This is a genomic window from Streptomyces ossamyceticus (genome assembly GCF_001418475.1).
Lineage (GTDB): Bacteria > Actinomycetota > Actinomycetes > Streptomycetales > Streptomycetaceae > Streptomyces > Streptomyces ossamyceticus.
This window is the reverse complement of sequence record NZ_LIQX01000347.1, coordinates 619-22,421: the sequence shown is the minus strand read 5'-3', so window position 1 is coordinate 22,421 and position 21,803 is coordinate 619. Positions and strand designations below refer to the sequence as shown.

General features: G+C 71.8%; 17 protein-coding genes. 6 read left to right on the top strand and 11 right to left on the bottom strand.

Annotated elements, in window-relative coordinates:
• The 5 genes from AOK15_RS24835 to AOK15_RS24815 all read left to right on the top strand — a co-directional run.
• On the top strand, positions 1-728 hold a 728-nt coding region (locus tag AOK15_RS24835), incomplete at its 5' end, for an aldo/keto reductase (protein WP_055520530.1).
• Positions 729-774: 46 nt separating this feature from the next.
• Positions 775-1,440, top strand: coding sequence for a haloacid dehalogenase type II (locus AOK15_RS24830; protein WP_055520529.1), 666 nt, complete (start codon positions 775-777; stop codon positions 1,438-1,440).
• Positions 1,441-1,488: 48 nt separating this feature from the next.
• Positions 1,489-2,772 (top strand): NAD(P)/FAD-dependent oxidoreductase, encoded by a 1,284-nt coding sequence (locus AOK15_RS24825; RefSeq protein WP_055520527.1) that lies wholly within the window; start codon positions 1,489-1,491, stop codon positions 2,770-2,772.
• Between the two features lie 101 nt (positions 2,773-2,873).
• A complete protein-coding gene (gene aspA, locus AOK15_RS24820; protein WP_055520525.1) occupies positions 2,874-4,286 on the top strand; it encodes an aspartate ammonia-lyase in 1,413 nt (470 codons plus the stop codon).
• 128 nt (positions 4,287-4,414) lie between these two features.
• Entirely contained in the window at positions 4,415-5,149 is a 735-nt protein-coding gene (locus AOK15_RS24815; protein WP_055520524.1) for an SDR family NAD(P)-dependent oxidoreductase, read from the top strand.
• A 41-nt stretch (positions 5,150-5,190) separates the two neighbouring features.
• Here AOK15_RS24815 and AOK15_RS24810 read toward each other — a convergent pair whose 3' ends face one another.
• The 7 genes from AOK15_RS24810 to AOK15_RS24780 form a co-directional block, all read right to left on the bottom strand.
• On the bottom strand, positions 5,191-8,016 hold the full coding sequence (locus AOK15_RS24810; protein WP_079058680.1) for a SpoIIE family protein phosphatase: 2,826 nt from the start codon (positions 8,014-8,016) through the stop codon (positions 5,191-5,193).
• A gap of 81 nt (positions 8,017-8,097) precedes the next feature.
• On the bottom strand, positions 8,098-9,192 hold the full coding sequence (locus AOK15_RS24805; protein WP_055520522.1) for an ABC transporter substrate-binding protein: 1,095 nt from the start codon (positions 9,190-9,192) through the stop codon (positions 8,098-8,100).
• A 255-nt stretch (positions 9,193-9,447) separates the two neighbouring features.
• The gene (locus tag AOK15_RS24800) at positions 9,448-12,342 is read right to left on the bottom strand and encodes a glycosyl hydrolase family 95 catalytic domain-containing protein (RefSeq protein ID WP_240508581.1); all 2,895 of its coding nucleotides are present in this window, start codon (positions 12,340-12,342) and stop codon (positions 9,448-9,450) included.
• A 132-nt stretch (positions 12,343-12,474) separates the two neighbouring features.
• The gene (locus AOK15_RS24795) at positions 12,475-13,059 is read right to left on the bottom strand and encodes a TetR/AcrR family transcriptional regulator (protein ID WP_055520518.1); all 585 of its coding nucleotides are present in this window, start codon (positions 13,057-13,059) and stop codon (positions 12,475-12,477) included.
• Between the two features lie 51 nt (positions 13,060-13,110).
• Positions 13,111-13,599 (bottom strand): hypothetical protein, encoded by a 489-nt coding sequence (locus AOK15_RS24790; RefSeq protein WP_055520516.1) that lies wholly within the window; start codon positions 13,597-13,599, stop codon positions 13,111-13,113.
• Positions 13,592-15,520 carry a primary-amine oxidase gene (locus AOK15_RS24785; protein WP_055520513.1) on the bottom strand — a complete coding sequence of 643 codons (1,929 nt, stop codon included), beginning with the start codon at positions 15,518-15,520 and terminating at the stop codon, positions 13,592-13,594. Before AOK15_RS24785 ends, AOK15_RS24790 begins: the two co-directional genes overlap by 8 nt.
• 183 nt (positions 15,521-15,703) lie before the next feature.
• Positions 15,704-16,717: an AraC-like ligand-binding domain-containing protein gene (locus AOK15_RS24780; RefSeq protein ID WP_055520512.1), complete on the bottom strand. Its 1,014-nt coding sequence runs from the start codon at positions 16,715-16,717 to the stop codon at positions 15,704-15,706.
• Positions 16,718-17,069: 352 nt separating this feature from the next.
• Here AOK15_RS24780 and AOK15_RS24775 point away from each other — a divergent pair, with 352 nt between their 5' ends.
• Positions 17,070-18,560: an APC family permease gene (locus tag AOK15_RS24775; RefSeq protein WP_240508580.1), complete on the top strand. Its 1,491-nt coding sequence runs from the start codon at positions 17,070-17,072 to the stop codon at positions 18,558-18,560.
• Between the two features lie 62 nt (positions 18,561-18,622).
• Here AOK15_RS24775 and AOK15_RS24770 read toward each other — a convergent pair whose 3' ends face one another.
• The 4 genes from AOK15_RS24770 to AOK15_RS24755 form a co-directional block, all read right to left on the bottom strand.
• Complete coding sequence (locus AOK15_RS24770; RefSeq protein WP_055520511.1) at positions 18,623-19,057, bottom strand: carboxymuconolactone decarboxylase family protein; 435 nt, start codon at positions 19,055-19,057, stop codon at positions 18,623-18,625.
• Complete coding sequence (locus tag AOK15_RS24765; RefSeq protein ID WP_055520509.1) at positions 19,054-19,392, bottom strand: NIPSNAP family protein; 339 nt, start codon at positions 19,390-19,392, stop codon at positions 19,054-19,056. The genes AOK15_RS24770 and AOK15_RS24765 overlap by 4 nt, the downstream gene beginning before the upstream one ends.
• Positions 19,389-21,071, bottom strand: coding sequence for a bifunctional 3-(3-hydroxy-phenyl)propionate/3-hydroxycinnamic acid hydroxylase (locus tag AOK15_RS24760; RefSeq protein ID WP_055520507.1), 1,683 nt, complete (start codon positions 21,069-21,071; stop codon positions 19,389-19,391). The genes AOK15_RS24765 and AOK15_RS24760 overlap by 4 nt, the downstream gene beginning before the upstream one ends.
• Positions 21,068-21,803: alpha/beta fold hydrolase (locus AOK15_RS24755; protein ID WP_055520506.1), on the bottom strand; the 736-nt coding region annotated here is incomplete at its 5' end. The genes AOK15_RS24760 and AOK15_RS24755, both read right to left, overlap by 4 nt.

Sequence of the window (21,803 nt, the reverse complement as noted above, 5' to 3'; positions counted from 1 at the left end):
GCGCCGCGCTCAAGGGCCACCGCGACGAGGTGGTGCTCGCCACCAAGTTCGGCATGGCGATGGGCCGCGACGCCGACCTGTACGGTCCGCGCGGCGCCCGCGCCTACATCCGGTACGCGGTGGAGGCCTCGCTGACCCGGCTCGGCACCGACCGGATCGACCTGTACCAGTACCACGAACCCGACGGCGTCACCCCGTTGGAGGAGACAGTCGCCGCGCTGACGGAACTGGTCGACGAGGGCAAGGTCCTCCACATCGGCTGCTCGAACCTCCCCGCCGAGCGGCTCACGGACGCCTTCGTGTCCACCCAGGCGTGCTACCACCTCCTCGACCGCGGTGCCGAACAGGACCTGATCCCGGCCTGTCTGCGCCACGGCCTCGGCCTGCTGCCGTACTACCCGCTGGCCAACGGCCTGCTCAGCGGCAAGTACCGCCGCGGTGAGCGGCCCCCGTCCGGCAGCCGTCTGTCCTGGCGGCGGGGCTGGCTCACCGACGCGGCCCTCGACCGGGTCGAGGCCCTCACCGCGTACGGCGCCGCACGCGGTCTGACCCTCCTCCAGGTCGCGGTCGGCGCGCTGGCGGCCCTGCCCGCCGTCGGCTCCGTCATCTGCGGCGCCATGACACCCGAGCAGGTCACCGCCAACGCGGCGGCCGCCGACTGGATACCGAGCCCGGCCGACCTGGCCGCGCTGGACGCGATCGTCGCCCCCGGCGAACGCGTCGTCTGAAGCCCCTACCCACTCCGACAACCAGCGAGAAATGAGGCTGAACACCATGCGAGAGATCGTCACCTTCGACGCCTACGCCACCTTGATCAACTTCGAGCTCGGCCCCACCACCCTGAAGGTGCTGGAAGACCGGCTCGATCTGGACAACCTGGATGTCGACGAGTTCCTCGACGACTTCCGCGTCATGCGCTTCCAGGCCGTCCTGGAGGCGTACCGGCCCTACCACGAGGTCCTGCACTCCAGCCTGCGCAACGCCATGCGGCTGCACGGCCTGGAGTACCGCGAGACCGACGGCGAGGCCCTCGTGGACGCCGTCCCCACCTTCGGCCCCTGGCCGGAGGTCCCGGAGGCGCTGCGGAAGCTGAAGACCAAGTACGAGATCGCCATCATCTCCAACTCCGACGACAACCTGATCGCGCGGAACGTCGAGAACATCGGCGTCGAGTTCGACTACGTCATCACCGCCCAGCAGGCCGGCGCCTACAAGCCGGACCGCCAGACCTTCAAGCACGCCTTCCGGACCATGGGTGTCGATTCGTCGCAGGTCATTCACGTCGCCCAGGGCTGGGAGTACGACCACATCCCGACCCGTGACCTCGGCCTGAAGCGCCGCGTGTGGATCAACCGCTACGGCCGCAAGGGCAGCGCCGACTACCAGCCCTACGACGAGCTGCCCGACCTGTCGGGCCTGCCGAAGCTCCTCGGCTGCTGACCGACGGCATACCGGCGAAACAGACCGAGAACACAGAGGACGCACGCCATGAAGCAGATCCCCTACTGGATGGACACAGCCCCCGCCCTGCCCGACCGTTCCGGGAAGGACCTGCCCGACGAGGCGGATGTGGTGGTGATCGGCGGCGGCCTCACCGGGCTGTCCACCGCCTACCACGCCGCCCGTAAGGGTGCCCGGGTCGTCCTGGTCGAGAAGGACCAGGTCGGTTCGGGAGCCTCCGGGCGCAACGGCAGCCACTGCAACCCCGGCATCACCATCAGCCCGGCCCAGGCCCGCCAGCGCTACGGGCAGGAACGTGCGCGCGAGCTCTACGACGCGTTCCGCGTCGCCGTGGACCTCGTCGAGGAGATCGCGGTCAAGGAGAAGATCGACTGCGACTTCCACCGTGCCGGGCGCCTCGGCCTGGTCTGCAAGCCCAAGCACCTCGAGGGCATGCACGCCAAGCAGCGCGACCTGGCCGAGAACTTCGGCCACGAAACGGTCGTCCTGAGCAAGAGCGAGCTGCGCGCCGAGCTGGGCTCGGACTATTACCACGGCGCCCTGCTCGACCCGCTCGGCGCGGCCCTGCACGTGGGCAAGTTCGTCGTCGGCCTGGCGGACGCCGCCGAGCGTGCCGGCGCCGAGATCCACGAGCGCAACGCCGCCACCGGACTCACCCGCCTCCCTGGCGGCGGCTTCGTGGTGGAGACCATGAACGGCACCATCCGTGCCAAGCAGGTCATGGCGGCGACGGATGCCTACACCGACCAGTCGATGCCGTGGTTCCGCAAGCGGTTGATCAACGTCGGCAGCTTCATCATCGTCACCGAGCCGCTGGGGGAGGCGCGCGCCAAGGAGCTCATCCCCAACGGCCGCCTGCTGGTCGCCCACAAGAACGTCGGCAACTACATCCGCCTCACGCCGGACAACCGCCTCGCCTTCGGTGGCCGGGCCCGCTTCGCCCCCTCCAACCCGGCCTCCGACGTCAAGAGCGGTGACATCCTCAAGCGGGAGATGACCGAGATCTTCCCGCAGCTGGCAGGGGTGAAGATCGATTATGTGTGGGGCGGCATGGTCGGCTTCTCCTGGGACCGCATCCCGCACGCGGGCGAGGTCAACGGCCTGTACTACTCCATGGGCTACTGCGGCCACGGCGTCCAGATGGCCACGTACATGGGCCGCGCGGTCGCCGAGATGATGGACGGCAATCCCGAGGCCAACCCGATGCGCGGCTTCGGCTTCCCGAAGGTCCCCGTCCCCTTCTACAACGGCACGCCCTGGTTCCTGCCGTTCGGCGGCGCCTACTACAAGGCGAAGGACCGCCTGCTCTGACCGGGCGCCGCCGCCGATGACGTCGCGGGGGCCTTGACCGCGGCACAGCGAGAGGCCCCCGCGACCCCCATGGACGCCCCCTGAAAGAAGGCCCTACACCCATGACCGCCGCAGTCACCCGCAGCGAGCACGACCTGCTCGGTGACCGGGACGTTCCCGCCGACGCGTACTGGGGTGTCCACACCCTGCGCGCCACGGAGAACTTCCCGATCACCGGCATGCCGATCTCCGCGTATCCGCATCTGATCGAGGCCCTGGCCGCGGTCAAGGAGGCCGCCGCCCGTGCGAACGAGGAACTGGGCCTGCTGGAGGCGGGCAAGGCGGCGGCGATCATCGCCGCGTGCCGGGAGATCCGTTCCGGCAAGCTGCACGAGCAGTTCGTGGTCGACGTCGTGCAGGGCGGCGCGGGCACGTCGACGAACATGAACGCCAACGAGGTAGTCGCCAACCGGGCGCTGGAACTCCTCGGCCACGCCAAGGGCGAGTACCGGTTCCTGCACCCGAACGAGGACGTCAACCTCGGCCAGTCCACCAACGACGTCTACCCGACCGCGGTGAAGATCGCGACGGTGTTCGCGGTACGGGGACTGCTCAAGGCGATGGCCGTTCTCCAGGACTCGTTCGCCCGCAAGGCGGTCGAGTTCCGCGACGTGCTCAAGATGGGCCGTACCCAGTTGCAGGACGCGGTCCCCATGACGCTGGGTCAGGAGTTCTCCGCGTACGCCGTGATGATCGAGGAGGACCGGTCCCGGCTCTCCGAGGCCGTCGAGTTGATCCATGAGATCAACCTCGGCGCCACCGCCATCGGCACCGGCCTCAACGCGCACGCCGGATACGCCGAGTCGGCCCGCCGTCATCTCGCGGACATCACCGGCCTGCCGCTGGTGACGGCCGCCAATCTGGTCGAGGCGACGCAGGACTGCGGCGCGTTCGTGCAGATGTCGGGAGTCCTCAAGCGGATCGCGGTGAAGCTCTCCAAGAGCTGCAACGATCTGCGGCTGCTCTCCTCGGGGCCGCGCGCGGGGCTCAACGAGATCAACCTGCCGCCGGTGCAGGCCGGTTCGTCGATCATGCCGGGCAAGGTCAACCCGGTGATCCCCGAGGTGGTCAACCAGGTCGCCTTCGAGGTGATCGGCAACGACGTCACCATCACGATGGCCGCCGAGGCCGGTCAGCTCCAGCTCAACGCCTTCGAACCGATCATCCTGCATTCCCTGTCGGAGTCCCTCACCCATCTGCGGGCCGCCTGCCTGACGCTCGCCGAGCGGTGCGTGGACGGCATCACCGCCAACACCGAGGCGCTGCGCGCGAGCGTGGAAAACTCCATCGGCCTGGTCACCGCCCTCAACCCGCACATCGGCTACACGGCGGCCACCGACATCGCCAAGGAGGCCCTCGCCACCGGCCGGGGCGTCGCCGAACTCGTGCTGGAGAAGGGCCTGTTGCCCGCCGAGACCCTCGCCGACCTGCTCCGCCCGGAGATCGTCGCCGGCCGGGGGCAGGTACGGGCCTGACGACCGCCGACTCCGGCCACCGGGGCGCCGACCACGCCGCAATGCCGCCGCCCACCACGCCGCCACCGGGTGGCCGACGCCGCCACCGAGCCGCGACGCGGCTCTCCCCAGAACGACCAGGAACGCGTATGAGACTGCAGGGCGTCAACGCCGTGATCACCGGAGCGTCGAGCGGCATCGGGCAGGCGATCGCCTCCCACTTCCGCCGTGAGGGCGCCCGCCTCCTGCTCACGGGACGGCGCCCCGAGCCGCCGGAGAGCCACCCGGACGACCTCTACCTCGCGGGGGACCTGGACGACGAGCGGTTCGTCGCCGAGCTCGCCGCTCGCGCGCGGGGGAACCTGGGCGACGTGGGAGTGGTCGTCCTCTGCCACGGCCTCCAGCGGTCCGGCCCGCTCGCCGAGACGTCCTACGGGGCCGCCCGCGACGTGCTCCACGCCAACCTCCTCAGCGCGTTCCTCGTCATGAAGCACCTGATGCCGCTGGCCCCCGAGCGAGGCGCGTCGATGGTGTGCGTCAGCTCCCGCCTCGGGATGGTCGGCATGCCGAACCAGACCCTGTACTCCGCCGCCAAGGGCGGCCTCATCGCGCTGGCCCGGGGCGCCGCCGTCGAATGGGCGGACCGCGGCATCCGCGTCAACGTCGTGGCCCCCGGCCTGACCATGACGCCCGTCATCGAGGCGTCGTTCCAGCGGCGCCCCGACCCCGCCGCCTACCGGCGCACCCGGGAGGACTCCATACCGATGCGCCGGCTCGCCACACCCGAGGAGGTCGCCGACGCCGTCCTCTTCCTCGCCTGCCCGGAGTCGTCCTACATCACCGGCGCCGTGCTGCCCGTCGACGGGGGCTACACCGCGTTCTAGGCCGTGTCCGCCCCGAACCCCGGGCCGGGCGCCGACCGGCGTCACCAGCCCGTGTCGTCCCACTGGTCCAGCAGGGTCTCGGCCAGGTCGCCGTCGGGTTCGGGCAGGCTGCCGTGGAGCGACTGCTCCGTCCAGATCACCTTCCCGCGGGCCAGGTAGCGGGTGCCCCACCCCTGCGTGAACTGGGCCACGAGGAAGAGTCCCCGCCCGCCCTCGTCGGTGTCGGCGGCCCGGCGCAGATGCGGAGAGGTGCTGCTGCCGTCGGCGACCTCGCAGATGAGGCTGTCGCCGTCGCGCAGCACCCGCAGCCGCCTCGGGTCGCTGCCGTAGCGGATGGCGTTGGTGACCAGCTCGCTGATCACCAGCTCGGTGGAGAACGCGAACTCCTCCAGCCCCCACTCCTCCAGCCGGCGGGCGACCTGGGCCCGGATCCCGGCGACGGCGGCGGGATCCGCGGGGATGTCCCAGTCGGCGACCTGGGACGGGTCGAGCAGCCGGGACTGGGCGACGAGCAGCGCGATGTCGTCGCTGGGGCGCACTGGCAGCAGGGCGTCGAACACCGCCCGGCAGGTCTCCTCCGGTGTCCGGCCCGGCCCCGCCAGGGCGTCGTGCAGCAACGCGAGACCGGTGTCGATGTCCCGGCCGCGGTCCTCGATCAGCCCGTCCGTGTAGAGGACCAGCCGCGCGCCCTCGGGCAGGGTGTACTCGGCCTTCTCGAAGGGTTGGCCGCCTCCGAGGCCCAGCGGCGGTGAGACGGGCACCGGCATCCGCTCGACGGTGCCGTCCGGGTGCACCAAAGCCGGTTCCGGATGTCCGGACCGGGCCAGGGAGCACCGCCCGGCAACCGGGTCGTAGATGGCGTACAGACAGGTCGCTCCCGTGATTCCCTCCCCGTCGCCGCTCTCCTCGCCGTCGACCCGGGTGACCAGCTCGTCGAGACGTCTGAGCAGTTCGTCCGCGGCCAGGTCGAGCGACGAGAACGTGCGCACGGCGGTGCGCAGCCGGCCCATGGTGGCCGCGGCGTGCAGACCGTGACCGACCACGTCGCCCACCACCAGCGCCACCCGCGCCCCGGGCAGCGGGATGACGTCGAACCAGTCGCCGCCGACACCGGCCCGGGCGGGCAGATAGCGGTGGGCGACCTCGACGGCGGACTGCTCGGGCAGGGAACGCGGCAGGAGGCTGCGCTGGAGGGCCACGGCCAGGGCGTGCTCGCGCGTGTAGCGGCGCGCGTTGTCGATGGCGACCGCGGCGCGGGCGGCCAGTTCCTCGGCGAAGGCCAGGTCCTCCGCCTCGAAGGCGTCCTGCTCGGCGCGCCAGAAATTGACCATGCCCAGCACCACACCGCGGGCCTGGAGCGGCACGGTGATCAAGGAGTGGAGCCCGGAGTCCAGGATGCGCCGGGCCCGCTCGGGATCCTGGACGCGCCAGTCGTAGGAGGCGGTCAGGTCGGCGTCGAGGACCGGCCGGCCCTGCTGGGCGCTGACGGCCACCGGGTTCTCGGGGGCGAAACGGATGAGGTCCCCGACGGGGAACAGCGGCCAGGACGACCCCTTGGCGCTGTGCAGTGCCGTGCGACGCAGCTCGGGACTCGGTCCGACCGGCTCCTCACCCTCCAGAACCGGATCCTGGAGGTCGACCGTGGCCACGTCGGCGAAGCCGGGGACCGCCACCTCGGCCAGCTCCTCGGTGGTGCGCACCACATCCAGGGTGGTGCCGATCCGCACACCCGCCTCGTACAGCATCCGCAGCCGCTCCCTGGCCACGGCCGCCCGGCCGGCCAGTGCCTGGAGTTCCGTGGTGTCCCGCAGGGTGGCCACATGGCCCCGTACACCGCCGTCCGGGTCGACGGGCCGGATGTTGACCGCCAGCAGATGGTCCCCGGCCAGGTGGACCTCGTCGGTGACCGCCCGGCCGGAGGCCAGCAGAGCGGCGGTACCCGCTTCCAGGCCCAGGGCGGTGATCTGGCGCTGCTCCGCGTCCGCGGGCAGGTCCAGCAGGCGCCGCGCCTCGTCGTTGGCGAGGAGCAGCCGCCCGTCACCGTCGATGATCAGCACTCCCTCCCGCACCGCGTGCAGCACCGCGTCGTGGTGCTCGTACATCCGGGTCATCTCGGCCGGTCCCAGTCCGCGGGTCTGTCGGCGCAGCCGCCGTGACACGAGGGCGCTGCCGCCGGTGACGAGCGCGAGCGCACCGCCGACGGACCCGAGCAGGATCGGCATCTGGCGCTGGACCACGGAGTTGACGTTCTTGACCGTGACCCCGACCGACACCAGACCGACGATCTTCCGTCCTCCCGTGTCGAAGACGGGGACCGTGGACTCCACGGCGAGCCCGAGGCTGCCCTCGATGTCCTGGGTGAAGGGCCGACCGGCAGCCGCCTCCTTGCGCAGGGCGAAGACGTGCTCCCCGATCAGACTCGGGTCGGGGTGCGTCCAGCGGTAGCCGCGCGGATCGATCGCGACGACGAAGTCGACACCGGTCAGCTCACGCGTCTCCTCCGCCCGCGGCTGCAGTACGGCGGTGGGGTCGGCGGACTTCATGGCCTCGACCGTTCCCGGCGCACGCGCGAAGGCCTGGGCGACGCCCAGCGACACTCTGCGGGCCTCCTCCGTGCTCGACGTGCGGGCCTGGAGGACGAGCGCCACGCCCGCCGCGGCCGCGAACAGGATCACCAGCACCAGCTGCCACAGGAACACCTGACCCGCGACGCTGCGCGCGCTCAGCACGGAACGCGCACGGGTCCCGGGCGGCCGGGTGGGTGACCTGTGTGACCGGTCCGGGTCCTCGGGCGGGGGCGCGGCAGCCGCCGTACGGGAACGACGACCGCCGGGCCGGTCGGTCGACCGCTCGAAGATGCTGGTCATGTCCACGGGATGTCCTTCCCGGTGCCCGGCGGGAGCCGGCGGTGCCGAGAGACGGTGCCGATCCGTCCCTGTGCCGTGTCCTCAGGACCGCACCCACTCCTGCCAGCGCTTGATCACGGCTTCCTTGTTCTCGACCCACCAGGCGATGTCCAGGTCGAAACCGGTGTAGAGGTGCTCCGGGGAGCTGGCCAGATCCGCGGCGGCCCTGGGCAGGTACTTGTACGCGGTCGGTACCACCGGGCCCATGGGGTAGAGCTCGGCGACGGCGGCCTGCACCTCGGGGCGCAGGGCGAAGTCGATGAGCCGGTAGGCGGCGTCCGGGTGCCGGGCGCCGTGGGGGATGCCGAAGCCGTTGCTCTGCCGGCGGGCGCCGTTCCACTGGTAGGCGAGCGGGGCGCCCCGCTGGATGAGGTGGTTCGGGCGGCCGTGCCAGACCGTGGTGGCGGCGATCCGTCGGCGTTCCAGGAGCAGTCCCGGTGTGGCGCCGTCGTCCCAGAACCGGTGGACGGCGCCCTTGATCGCGTCCAGGGCGGCGAAGGCGCGGTCGACGTCGAGGGGGTAGAGCCTGTCGGCGGCCACACCGTCGGCGAGGAGGGCGAACTCCAACTCGGGCGGGCCCCCCTCCGGACTCTGCAGGGCCCGGCTGCCGGGGAACACCCTGGTGTCCCAGAAGTCGGCCCAGGTCTCCGGCGCCCTCCCGCCGAAGGCGTCGGTGCGGTACGCCATGACGCTGGCCCAGTAGTTCTTGCCGACGCCGTGGGAGGTGAGCAGGGACTGGGCGATGCCGGCGTTCCGGGTGTGCTCCAGCCGGTCGTAGTCGAGTTCCTGGGTGGCGTCGTCCTTCTCGAAGAGGGCCAGCGCGCTCATGTCGATGTCGATGAGGTCGAAGCGGGGGGCCGCCCGGATCTGGGAGAGGAGCTCCGCGTACGTCGGGATGTGGACCACGTCGACGCGGATGCCGGTCTCCTTGCCGAACGGCTCGTACACCGCCTTGCGGTGCGCCTCGCCGTAGGCGCCGCCGATGTCGCGGACGACGACCGTCCGGCTGTTCCCGGCTCCGCCGGAGTTCCGGGCGGTGGGGGGCCCGCACGCGGTGGACGTCACGGCGGCGGCGCCCGCCGTGACGGCGCCGACGCCCCGGAGGAACGTTCTTCGGTCGATTCCGACGTCCTTCACCGTGTGCCTCCTGCGAAGCCGGGTGCGGTGCCCGCGCGACGGGACTGATGGCGGGACGCCGCCGACGTTCGCGGCTGGGAACGTGAGCCGGATCATGAGTCGGCCGGGGCGACGTGAGCCCGGTCACGTCATGGTACGGCCATCGACCTCCCACCCCTATGGGCGGGCATCGCCCGTGCAACGCCGAGGCGGCCCCGGCCTCTGCTCATGGCCGGGGCCGCCGCCCCCCCGACGCCGTCACGGTCCCGCGTCGGGTCACACCGCCACGAGCCGCCATTCCTGGGCGGCGCCGGTGCCGACGGGCTGCTGGACGACGCGGGCGCCCGCCTGCGCCGAGTCACCGTCGACGCTCACGCACCAGCCGTTGCGGACGTTGACCAGCCGATGGTGGCCGTCGCCCGCGGCGACCAGCTTCCAGTGCTGGTTGTCGCTGCCGGCATCGTGGTACTGGATCAGCTGGGCGCCGGCTCCCGAGCCGCCGGGGCTGTCCAGCAGTCGGCCGCTGTGGCGGGCGGCCAGGCGGAAGGAGCCGTCGGCCTCGGGCAGCAGGCGCCACTGCTGGTTGACGGCACCGGACCAGCCCCACTGGATGATCCCGGCGCCGTCCGCGGTGCTCGCGCCGGGCACGTCGAGGACGTGGCCGCTGTTCCGGTTGACCAGCCGGAAGAAGCCGCTGAGCAGGGAGACGGAGATCTCCGTGCGCTGACCGGCGGCCAGCGACACCTTTCTGGCGTGGGTGCCGAGGGTGGACGGTGCGACGGTCGCCGTGGTGGACACGCCGGTCATGCCGCGCCGGCTGATCAACGTCACCTCCTGGTCGACGGCGGAGGTCACGGACAACGTGGCGGTCCGCGCGTCCAGGTCCCACGTGAAGCTGTGGACGCGGATGCGGCCACGGGCCCTGACCCCGGTGATCGTGCCCTTCGGCAGCTGGTCGGGAAGGGCGGGCAGGATCTCCAGCACTCCGGGGCGGTGGTACAGCAGGGCCTCGGCCAGCACACCGGGGATGGCGTTGGCCGCGTCCGCGTTGTAGATGTCCAGGTTCGGGTTGTGGGACGTCATCAGCGACTTGAAGATCATGTTGTTGCCGAGGATCTTCCGCAGGTTGCCGTAGACCTGTCCGCCGTCCTTCAGCCGGGCCCCCGCCAGGGCCCGGTGGAGGCTGCCGTGGGCGGAGATGTTCTGGTCGCCGCGCAGTTCGAGGGCCCGCTTCGCGGGGCGGACCAGCGCGGGCTCCTCCTCGGGGTTGATCTCGTGCAGCGGCCAGGCGCCGTACAGGTGCTGGATGTGCCGGTGGTTGTAGCGGTCGGTGTGGCTCGGCCAGGACCATTCGGCCAGCGCCCCGTCACCGTTGACACGGTAGGCGGGCAGCTTCTTCAGCAGTGCCGTCCAGCGGGCGACGCCCTGACCGCTGCCCTGCTCGACGCCGAGGGCGTCGGCGGCGTCGATCGCGGCCAGTAGCGCGTGCCTGCCCGCCATGATGTCGCCGGTGGCGTTGACCGAGAGGCAGACGCCGGTGTTGCCGGGGGAGTTCTCCATGGAGAAGGACGGCACGAAGACCGCCTTGCCGTTGGCGTCGGTACGGGTGAGGAAGTCCTCGTAGAAGAGGGCCAGCTCCATCAGGGCGGGCCCGAGCCGGTCCCGCAGGAACGCCTCGTCGCCGGTGACCTCGTAGTACTCCAGCAGCGGGTACAGCAGCCAGTCGGCGCCGCCCGTCCAGGTGTGGCCGGGGAAGCTGCCGCCGTTGAAGTGGAGCATGTGGCCGTACTCGCCGTCCGTGCGGGAGGGGGCGAGGAAGCCGCGGGCTCCGTACAGGTTCTTGGCGTTGGTCCGCCAGTCGTCGAGCTGCCCGAGGATCAGGTCGAAGTAGCCCTGCATGGGCTCGGTGAGGTCGAGGATGTTGCTGCCCGCGACCTGGAGGTTGACGTTGGCGTCGGTGGTGAAGTCGTCGGCCCAGGCCGCGCCCCAGGCCCCCGTCCAGACCCCTGTGAGGCGGGGCGGGAGGATGCCGCTGGAGCTGAGGAAGAAGTAGCGGCCCGAGTCGTACAGCCGCTCCAGCAGCGCCGCGTCGATGACATTGCGGTCGGCGTTCTGGCGGGCGAGGAGTTCGCTGACGGAGAGCCGGCGGTCGGCGTCCGGGACGTTCAGGTCGAGGCGGGAGCGGTCGTACAGAGGGGTGTGCAGGGCCGTGTGCCGTGCGCGCAGCGCCGCGTAGTCCGTGCCGAGAGCGGCCAGCCGGGTGTGCAGCGGCTCGGAGTCCCAGCCGGTGGACGACTCGTAGCGGCCCAGCTTGGTCAGGAGCAGCACCCGGGTCGCCTTGGCCACCACGATCGTGGCACCGGTGGCGGTGACCGTGGCGCCGGCGCCCGAGGCGACGACACGGGTGACGCCCTCGTAGCCGAAGGCGCCCTGGCCCGCGGGGTAGGTGCCGCGCAGATTCAGATAGCCGGAGCCCCCGGCGACGGTGGCGCGCGTGGTGAAGCCCAGGTTGGTGGGCAGCCCGTCGAGCGCGGTGTGCACACTCAGGGTCGTGTCGACGGTACGGCCGGTGGCGGGGAGCAGCTCATGGACGATCACATTGTCGGCGCGGGAGACGAACGCCCGTCGCGTCCAGGTGCCGTACTGGTCGGTCCAGCTCGAACTCACCTCGCCGGTACGGAAGTCGGTGACCCGCCCGTAGTCGCGGACCGTCGTCATGCCCGGCGTGGCGATGCGCAGCTCGTAGGCCGGGTGGTACGACTGCGTCCAGCGCAGGGACCAGCCCGCGGCGAAGTCCCGGTTGGCTCCCGAGTAGTCGCCCGCGAGTGCCTTGTCGCGTACGCCTTCCAGACGGCCGGACAGCACCGGAGGCTTCACGTCGCGGGTGCCGTTCGGCAGCACCAGCCGGTGATGGTTGAGGACCACCTTCTCCAGGGTGGGCGCGCCGTACAGCACGGCCCCGTGCTCGCCGTTGCCGGTGAGGAAGCCGTCGGTCCAGGCGGAGGCGGGGGAGGTGTCGTGGATGCCCCGCTCGGGGAGCGTGATCTGCGGGGGGACGGCCGCCGCCGCCCGGCCGGAGAGCACGCCGCCGGGCAGGGCGGTGGCCCCCGCCGTCAGGGCGGTGGTGGCGAGGAACGATCTGCGGTCAAGGGGGCGGCCCGCCCCGGTCAAGCCATGACGATCTCTGGACATGGGATGGATTTATAGGGCCGTCTCGGGGAAGTGTCCATACCTTACATGAAAGCCGGGCGGCCCTTACGGGGTCATGGGATGAATTGGCGATCTTTGGCGATCTTCGTGGTGCTAGAAGGACGCCAGCAGGCCGTCGAGGGCGGCCCGTTGGTGCTCGGGCGTCGCGGTGTGCGGGACGAGCAGCGCGTTGACCTGGAAACCGGCCAGCGCCGCGAGCAGCGCGTCGGCGCTCCGCTCGTCCGGCGCGGCGCCCCGGACCTCGCCGGCCGCCCTGGCTTCTGCCAGGCAGTCGGCCATCCGCTGCCGCCACCGGTCCAGGGCGGTGACGTGGACGGCCGCCATCCGAGGGTCGTGCAGGGCCCGGCCCCAGAACGCGACGACGACCCGGGCCTCCAGCAGCCGTGTCTCGTCCAGCGGCATGATCTCGTGGCACAGCCGGCGCAGCGCCACGAGCCCGGTGGCGTCACCGATGGCCCGCTCGGCCCGCGCGTCGGTGCTCTCGACGGCGTACTGGAAGGCAGCCAGCAGGATGTCGTCCTTGCCGCGGAAGTACGGGGCAAGGGCCCCGTTGGCGTACCCCGCCTCGGCGGCGAGATCGCGCATCGTGACCGCGTCGAGCCCCTTGCGGGCGATCAGCGCCCACACCGCCGCGACGATCTCACGACGGCGCGCGTCATGGTCGACGATCTTCGGCATGAGCCCGCCGACTCCCTTCCTCCGACGGGACCGGCACCCGCCTGTGCCGCTTCACCATGCCATGGCGGTCATCGCCACGACCATGAGGACCGACGCCGCGTCCTGCCGCCGCGCCAACGGGCCTTGACCACCGCGTAGTTGAGAGAACATCACGGTGCCCGCACGCGTCGCCGCCCAGCAACCGGCCACGAGCAGCGCGAGCCCGCCGCCTCCCGTACCGGCACCGGCTCCGTGGTGCGGCACGGCCGTCCCCCACGGCAGTGCGGCCGCCGTCAGCAGCGCCATCGCCGCGAGGTCGGCCGTCTCGGCGGCTCGGCCGCGCCCCGGGCAGCCCGCGCACAGCCGCCACACGGCGGCCGCCGCGACGACGGCGGTACCGGCGAGCGCCGCCCCGCCCGACCGTCCGCCCGGCAGGACCATCACCGCCATCACCGCCGTGACGACGGCGTGCGGTCCCCAGCCGCGCGCCGGCCCCGGCAGATGACCGGCCAGGCAGACCACCGCCGCCGCCAGACCGGCCACCGCCAGCAGGTCATGCATCGCAGCAGCCGTGGGAGACGGCCGCGGCCGGCGGGACGTCCAACGTCGGGTTGCGGTCGAAGAAGCCGGTCGGGGTGAGCTTGAAGCCCGTGTGGTCGACGGGCATGATCGGCCAGTCCTCCGGCCGGGGTGCGTGCGTGAGGCCGAAGGTGTGCCACACGACGAGCGACCGGCCGTCCAGCGAACGGTCCGCGGCCGTGTAGGCGGGCAGACCCGCGCCGCCGGGATGCTGGTTGACGAAGTCGCCGGCGGGGTAGCGCTCGGCGGGATCGTAGGCGGTGACCCACAGATGCCGGGTGGCGAAGGCGGCGCGGGCGGCGATGGACGAGCCCGGGTCGGCGAGCAGGGTCGGCCTGCCCTCCGGGTGGAGGGTGTACCCGACGGGCGCGCCGAGGGAGTTGAGCGACTCGGGGTTGGAGATGTGCCACACCCGGCCCACGGCGAGGTCGGCGTCCCGCTGGGCCTCCGACTCGGTGCGCAGCGGGGTGCGCCGGAGGGTGAACGCGTTGCCGCGGGGGTTGTCCGGTCCCATCGGCACCCGTACGGCATCGATCTCCTCCACCCGGTTCCGGGGGCCGTCGACGGCCATGTCCAGGCGGGCGCAGAACAGGTGCTGGTGGTACGGGGCGCCGAGCCCCGGGGCGACCTCGGAGGCGTACGGGTAGCCGGGGCCCGGGTAGGCGGAGGGGAAGACGATGCCGGTGGCCTTCGCCTCGAACTCGATGGCGCCATCGAGGTAGAGGTACCAGTAGAAGCCGTAGTCGTAGTTGCCGATGGTGGTGAAGAAGGAGAGCACCATGCGGCGCTGGCGGCGGGTCTCGGCGCGGCCGGTCCACAGGTCGGTATGCTTCCAGAGGATGCCGTGGTCCTCCTCGTGCAGACAGATCGCGTTGCGCAGGGTGCGCGGGGCACCCGTGTCGTCGGCGATGACGGCGTCCAGGTAGGTGATGTCGCCGAGGCAGTCACAGCCCAGTTCGAGGGCGTTCGCCATGCGGCCGATCAGGAACTCGCCGGTGTCGAAGTAGTTCTGCCAGGAGCGCACCGACGACGGGTCGGCGTAGGGGACGACCATCTCGGCGATCGACGCGCGGTGGATGACGGGACGGTCGCGCCCCTGGTCGCGGTCGTGGAACGCGATCTGGTGGAGGACCAGGCCCTCACGGGCGTCGAAGCCGATCCGCAGGGACCAGTTCTCCCACTCCAGGAGGTTGCCGTCGAGGGTGAAGCTCGGCCCCTCGGGCTGGGTGATCTCGATGGGCTTCTGGCTGGTGCGGCGGCCGGTGACCGCCGGGTCGCCGAAGTCGACGGACACGTCGGGCAGCGGCACCGGGTCGAGGTCGATGATCCGGTCGACGGTCCTGTTCAGCACGTCGACGTAGACGACGAGACCGTCGACGGGACATCCCCATGCGTAGTCCTCCGGGCTCTTCTGGACGAAGGCGAGGCCGCGCAGGACACGGCGTCCGGCCTCGTCGGGGTACTCGTCCGCGTACACCCCCGCGGAGAGCGGGGCGACCCGCACCAGCGCCCCGTCGAGGCCGCGCCGGGCGAGCGCCGCCCGCCATCCCTCGTCGGCGGCCACGATCTCCTCGATCAGATCGAACTCCTCCTCCAGGATGGGGAGTTGCCCGTCCTTGACAGCGTCGAGCAGGCGGTCGGAGTCGATCGCCCGGCGGGTCAGCGAGAGCACGACGTCATGTGCGGGCGCCCCCGCCGTGTCGTGCACCATGACCCGCACCCGTCGGTCGACAAGGTCGCCGTCGGCGCGCGCCATCAGGAGGTCCTTCTCGGGCTCCTCCAGGCCGAGGTAGGCGAAGCGGCTGGTCCCGGCCAGCAGTCCGGCTTCGGCGAGGATCGCGCGGGCCGCGGTGATCTCACTCGGGGTGAGCGGTGCGAGGGGGTGCGGGGCAGGGGAGGTCATCGCGTTCCTTCCGGGGGAGGCCGGCCGTTTTTTCAACGTGCGTAGATGAAAAACGCGCGGCCCGTGTCCCGTCCAGAGCCCGGTAGGGGATTTCCCGCCCGGAGCGCCGTGCTCGGTCGAGCCCGTGCACGGAACGCCACCTCGCCGTGCACGCGACGGCGGAACCGGGGCGACGCGGCGCCGTCAACCCCCCAGGGGCACGGGCGGCACCGGCGCCGGATTCGGTCCGGGCGGCAGGGGCGCCTGACCCCGTCCGGCCCGCCGCCGGTAGTCCCGCGGGGTCTCGCCGTAGACCGCCTTGAAGACGCGGGCGAAGTGACGGCCGTCGAGGAGCCCCCAGCGGGCGGCGATCGCGGCCACCGGCTGGTCCCGGGTCGCCGGGTCGGCGAGGTCCCGGGCGCACCGCTCCAGTCGCCGGGTGCGGATCCAGCCGGCGACCGTCGTCTCCTCCTCCGCGAACAGCTTGAAGAGATAGCGCCGCGAGATGCCGTGCGCCCCGGCGATCACATCCGGTGTGAGGTCCGGGTCGGCGAGATGGCGTTCGATGTAGTCGCGGATGCGCAGCATGGTCGCCAGATGGGGCGCCACCGGCGCCGCACGGTTGAGCCGCTCGCACAGCAGCGCCGTGACCAGGGACACCGCTCCGTCCGCCAGCCGCGACACCTCGGGCCCCGCACAGTGCGCGCTCTGCTCGGTCAGCGACCGCAGGAACGGCGCCACGACCGCGCCCACCCCCTGGTCCGGAGCCATCCGCCGGCCCGTCACCGCGCGCAGGGTCTCCGGCCGCAGCGGGATCAGCGGGCGCGGCACCAGCACCAGCACCGTGCTGAAGGGGCTCTCGTACGTGAAGCCGTAGGCGCGCGAGGTGTCGCACAGCGCCAGGTCACCCGGTGTGAGCCGGCTCCGCACGCCGTCCTGCTCGATCACCACGGAGCCCGAGACCTGGAGGGCCAGCTTGTAGAAGTCCTCCTCGTGCCGCGCGGCCGACGACTCCGTACGCCGCACCCGCAGCGGTCCCGCGCTCAGCGCACTCAGCCGCAGCGCGCCGACCCGGCCGGTGGCGGCCGTGCCGTGGAAGACATCGGTGGCCGTCCGCGTGGTGTCCAGCGGCGCGACCATCAGACGGGCCATCTCCTCGACCCAGAAGTCGAACCGCTCGTCCGGGGAGACCTGCTCGGTCGTCACGACGGTTCGCATGGACGCGCTCCATCCGGTCGTTGCTGCTCCGCCACCGTATCGTCAACTCCCCTTGCCCGGAAGATCGTTCCCGTCCGCCGGGGCGGGGCGGCGGAGCGCTGACCGTACCCTCTCGGTTCCGCTCCGTGCATGCAGTGGCGAAAGCGCGTGCACGGCCGCGCACCCTCCCAGGGTCCGGAAGGCAGGACAGTGTCCCCCATCACATCCGGACGGCGGTCACCAGGATCCGACACGGTCCCGGCGCAACGCGACCGCCTCTCGGCCCGACGCCCCCTCTTTCTGCGGCGTCCCCCGTCCGGATCCCGCGCCGTGTTCCCCGCCGACGCGCTCCGTACTGATCAAGGAGTCCCCTTTGTCCCAGCAGTCACGCGATCCGGGACACCGCACGCACCTACGCCGTGGTGCGGTCGGTGTGGCCGGCATCCTCTTCTTCGTCCTGTCCGCGCAGGCCCCCCTCACCGGCATCGTGGGCACCCTGCCCGTGCCGCTCGGCCTCGGCAACGGCGGCGGGGCGCCCGCGGCGTACCTCGTCGTCGGTGCCGTCATCGCCGTCTTCGCCGTCGGCTTCATCACCATGAGCCGGCACGTCACGGACGCGGGAGCCTTCTACACCTATGTGACACGCGGGCTCGGCGGGACCGTCGGAGTCGGCGCCTCCCAGACCGCCCTGCTCTGCTACGGCGCCACCCAGGCGGGCATGTACGGCCTGTACGGCGTCGTCGTCAAGGGCCTGGCGGTGCAGTACCTCTCCGTCGACCTGCCCTGGTGGGTCTGGGCGGTGGCGACGATGGCGCTCGTGCAGATCCTGGGCTCGCTCAACATCGAACTCGGCGCCAAACTGCTGGCGTTCCTCGTCGTCGCCGAGAGCTCGCTGCTCGTGGCGTTCGCGATCCATGAGTTCGTCACCGGCGGAGGCCCCCAGGGGCTGAACCTCACCGGCAGCTTCGCGCCGTCCGCGTTCCTCGCCGGCGCGCCCGGCGTGGCCCTGACCTTCGCCATCGCCTCCATGATCGGCTTCGAGTCCGCGGCCATCTACGCGGAGGAGGCCAGGAACCCCACCCGCACCGTGCCGAGGGCCACCTACCTCTCCGTCGTCGTCATCTCGGTGTTCTTCAGCTTTGTCTCCTGGATGGTCGTCAGCCACCACGGCGCGGACCGGGTGCAGGACGTGGCACGCGCCGCCCTGCGCGACGGTGACGCCACCTCGGTGGTCCTGGCGCCCGTGACCGACACCCTCGGCCCGTGGGCCACCGACACCATGGCCGTCCTGCTCGCCTCCTCGCTCCTCGCGGGCATCCTCGCCTTCCACAACGCCATCAACCGCTACCTCCACTCGCTCGGCTCCACCGGCGTCCTGCCCACCCGGCTGTCGCACACCAACCGGCACGGGGCACCCCACCACGCCGGACTGACACAGACCGTCCTCGCCCTCTGCATGGTCGTGCCGTTCGCGGTGGCCGGCGCCGACCCGGTGGTCACCCTGCTCACCTGGGGCGGGGGAGTGGCCGTGCTGTCGCTGCTGGTGCTGTACATCCTCACCTCGCTCTCCATCGTGGCCTTCTTCCGGCGGACCCGCCTGGACACCCGCCCCTGGCACACACTGATCGCGCCGAGCCTCTCCGTCCTGCTGCTGCTCGGCGTCATGGTCATGGCCATCGCCAACTTCCCCACCCTGATCAGCGCCTCAGGCGGCACCGCCCTGCTCCTGGAACTGGGCGTCCTGCTGGTGTTCGTCGGCGGGCTCGCCCTGGGCGCCGTACGGGGTGGCCGGCTCGGCGGCGGGCGCCGGACGGACGGCCAGGAGACGGAGCCCGCGCCGGCCGAGGTGCCCTCCTCCCTCTGACACTCCCGCACACGTAAGGGGCGGTCTCCAGGAGACCGCCCCTTCTCGCCGTGCCGCCCCGCTCACTCCACCGCGCTTGAACCGCCCTCCCCGGGGGCGGAGTTCGGCTCGATGCCGACGGCGCCGACGGTCTCCCGCCAGGCCTCCAGCCCGGCCTGGAACGCGACGATGCCGGCCTCCGGGAGGGCGATCTCGATCGCCTCCAGGATCTCCCGCGGGGTCACCCCGAGGTCGAGGGCCACCCGGATGTGGCTCTGGATGTGATGCCGGTCCGCGCGCATCACGGTCAGGCTGAGGATGAACAGCAGTTCCTTGGTACGGCGGTCCAGACTGCGGGGTGCCAGATAGGCCGCCCGGACCAGCTCGTTCGTCGCCCGCAGGACATCGAGGTCGTACCGCGCCATGACCTTGTGGTAGTCGAGGACGTACCCCCGGTCGCGGGCCATGGCGTCGACGTACTCCTGAGCGGCCGCGGACGGGGCCGGATCGGCGGTCATCCCCGGCCTCCCTCGGGCGGGCACACATGGACGTGCTCGGTGGCGGGGACGAGGAGCCGGTTGGTCTGCCGGACGAGCAACTCCCGCACCCGGCCGCGGAACGACGCGAACTCGTCGTCCTCTGCCAGCGCGGCGCGTCTTTTGGCGCGGTCCTCCAGGCTCTCGAAGCCCCAGAGGTAGACCAGCGTGTTGAGGTCGCCGACCTCGGTGGTCCAGCAGCCGAGGAGGTTGCCGAGGATCCGCACCTGGGGCCCTCGGCCGTACTCCTCCCACAGCCGTACGTAGTGCGCCGCGGCGCCCGGCTTGAGGAGGTAGTCGCGCTGTTCGACGATCACGAGGCCTCCCCCTCCGGGACGGGCACCGAGCGCCAGGCGTCCTTGGACTCCCCGGCCCGCGACGGCGCGATCAGCCGCTCGAACGCGTCGGTCACCGCCCCGAGGTCTCGGGGCGCGGCCAGGGCCGCGAGATACCGGTCGGGCCGGACCACGGCGACACCGCCCTCGTGCGCGGCGAACCAGTCCCGCAGGGTGCCGTCGACGTCCTCCACCGTCACCGAGCCCGTCACCGACGCGCGCCGCTCGGTACGGGACCGGCCCGAGCGGGACTCGACGACCGTGAGGTACCGCGTGCCGATCCGGTCCCAGAAGGCACGGCTGTCGGGATCGAGATGGACGAGCGGATCGGTGCCGTAGCCGATGAGGGAGAACCACTCCCCGAGGGTCTCGTCCAGCGGTACGACCCGCCCGTCGGCGGTCTCCACCCTCGGCTGGACGAACATGCGGCCCACCGGGGAGTTCCGCCGCCCCGGCCGCCGGCCGCGCAGCATGATGCCCTCCGTGTACCGGGGTACGGGCTTGAACCTCATGTGCACCAGCCAGCTGCGCACCGGCGGCGCCACGGTGAGGCCCCGCACCAGCGTGTCCCGGGCCCGGGCCACCGTGGTGTTCGTCGGGGCGAGGAACCGGCCGATGGCGTCGGACAGCTTCACCATCGCGCGGGCGTGCTCGCGCCGCTCGGTGTCATAGGTGGCGAGAATCCGCGGATGGGCGCGCCCGCTGACCGCGGCGGCCAGCTTCCATGCGACGTTGGTCGCGTCCCGGATGCCGGTGTTCATGCCCTGCCCCGCCCACGGCGGCATGAGGTGGGCGGCGTCGCCCACCAGGCAGACCCGGCCGTCCACGAACCGGTCGGCCACCCGCGAGTGATGCGTGTACACGCGGGCCCGGATGATGTGGAGCGCCGAGGGATCGGGCACGTGCCCGGACAGCAGCTCGTGCACCTTCTCCGGCCGCAGCATGGCCTCGGCGTCCTCGCCGGGGAACAGCATGAACTCCCAGCGGCGGTAGTTGTACGGCAGGTCCAGACAGACGTACGGGCGCTTCGGGTCGCCGTGCAGCCCCGTGTACGGGGCGTCGAGCGGATCGTTGTCGCACTCGATGACCACCCACTTGCGCGGGTGGGTGTCCCCGCTCAACGGGATGCCCAACTGCTCCCGCACGGTACTGCGACCGCCGTCGGCGGCGACCACGTAGTCGGCGTGCACGAGCACGCGCTGCCCGTCGGGCCCGACGACGTGCAGCCGGGCCTCGGTGCCGTCCTGTTCCAGACGCACCAGCTCATGACCCAGCAGGGACCGCACATGCGGATAGCGGGCGAGGCCCTCGCGCAGGGTGCGCTCGGCGAGCTGCTGCATGAAGATGTTCCGCCGGGGCCAGCCGAACTCCTTGGTGTCCGGCCTGATGTCGGCCAGACAGTGGCCGTTCGCGGCGAACATCTTCAGCGGCACGTTCTGGATCATGTCGGCGAGCATCTCGTCGGCGAGCCCGACGCCCTGGAAGCTGCGCAGGCACTCGTCGTCCATGCCGACCGCGCGGGGATAGTCGACGATCTCCTCGCTGCGGTCGATCAGTAGGGTACGCACCCCGTAGAGGCCCAGATAGTTGGCGACCGTCACACCGACGGGTCCGGCGCCGACGACGGCCACCTGGGCGCGGTGCACGACGGGTTCGGTCATCGCACGGCCTCCGCGCTCCTGAGGAATCGGGTGAAGTGGTGGTGGAAGGGTTCCGGGGCGTCGTCGTGCACGTAGTGGCCCGCGCCCGGGACGTCCACCAGCCGGATCCGCGGATTGCGCACCGTCATCGCCACCGCCGTGGCGGCGGGCAGGAAGTCGGACTCCCCGCCGCGGACGACCAGGGTCGGGCAGCGCAGTGCCTCGACATACGGCCACAGGTCGACCTGGCGGGCCGGATCCGGGTCGAGGCGGGCCGTCGCGATGCCCGCCAGGTCGAACTTCCAGCGCCAGCGCCCCTGTTCGTCCGGTGCGAGGGTGTGCCGCAGCCGGGAGTCGAGGGCCTCCTCGGAGATGTGCGGCCGGATGCTCCGCCAGTACCGGCGGGCCGCCTCCCGGTCGGGGAAGTCGCGCGGGGTCTCGGCCACTTCCCTTCTGATGCGCTCGGCGCCGGCACCGGACAGCGAGGAGCCGGGCCCGATGTCCTCGACGACCGCCGCGCGCACCCGCTCGGGGTGGCGCGCCGCGTAGACGTACGTGGTGGCGCCGCCCATGGAGTGGCCGAGCAGCACGAATCCGTCCAGACCGAGACGGTCGGTGAACTGCTCCAGATCGGAGACGTAGGACTCCGTGTGGTACTCGCCGTCCGGGTCCCAGTCGCTGTCGCCCCGCCCGCGCGCGTCGAGGGCCAGGACGCGGTACCGGTCTTTCAGCCGCCCGGCCAGCGGCTCGAAC

Coding starts and splice junctions, on each gene's coding strand:
- AOK15_RS24830 (WP_055520529.1), top strand. CDS start 775: ATGCGAGAGATCGTCACCTTCGACGCCTACGCCACCTTGATCAACTTC.
- AOK15_RS24825 (WP_055520527.1), top strand. CDS start 1,489: ATGAAGCAGATCCCCTACTGGATGGACACAGCCCCCGCCCTGCCCGAC.
- aspA (WP_055520525.1), top strand. CDS start 2,874: ATGACCGCCGCAGTCACCCGCAGCGAGCACGACCTGCTCGGTGACCGG.
- AOK15_RS24815 (WP_055520524.1), top strand. CDS start 4,415: ATGAGACTGCAGGGCGTCAACGCCGTGATCACCGGAGCGTCGAGCGGC.
- AOK15_RS24810 (WP_079058680.1), bottom strand. CDS start 8,016: ATGACCAGCATCTTCGAGCGGTCGACCGACCGGCCCGGCGGTCGTCGT.
- AOK15_RS24795 (WP_055520518.1), bottom strand. CDS start 13,059: ATGCCGAAGATCGTCGACCATGACGCGCGCCGTCGTGAGATCGTCGCG.
- AOK15_RS24790 (WP_055520516.1), bottom strand. CDS start 13,599: ATGCATGACCTGCTGGCGGTGGCCGGTCTGGCGGCGGCGGTGGTCTGC.
- AOK15_RS24785 (WP_055520513.1), bottom strand. CDS start 15,520: ATGACCTCCCCTGCCCCGCACCCCCTCGCACCGCTCACCCCGAGTGAG.
- AOK15_RS24780 (WP_055520512.1), bottom strand. CDS start 16,717: ATGCGAACCGTCGTGACGACCGAGCAGGTCTCCCCGGACGAGCGGTTC.
- AOK15_RS24770 (WP_055520511.1), bottom strand. CDS start 19,057: ATGACCGCCGATCCGGCCCCGTCCGCGGCCGCTCAGGAGTACGTCGAC.
- AOK15_RS24760 (WP_055520507.1), bottom strand. CDS start 21,071: ATGACCGAACCCGTCGTGCACCGCGCCCAGGTGGCCGTCGTCGGCGCC.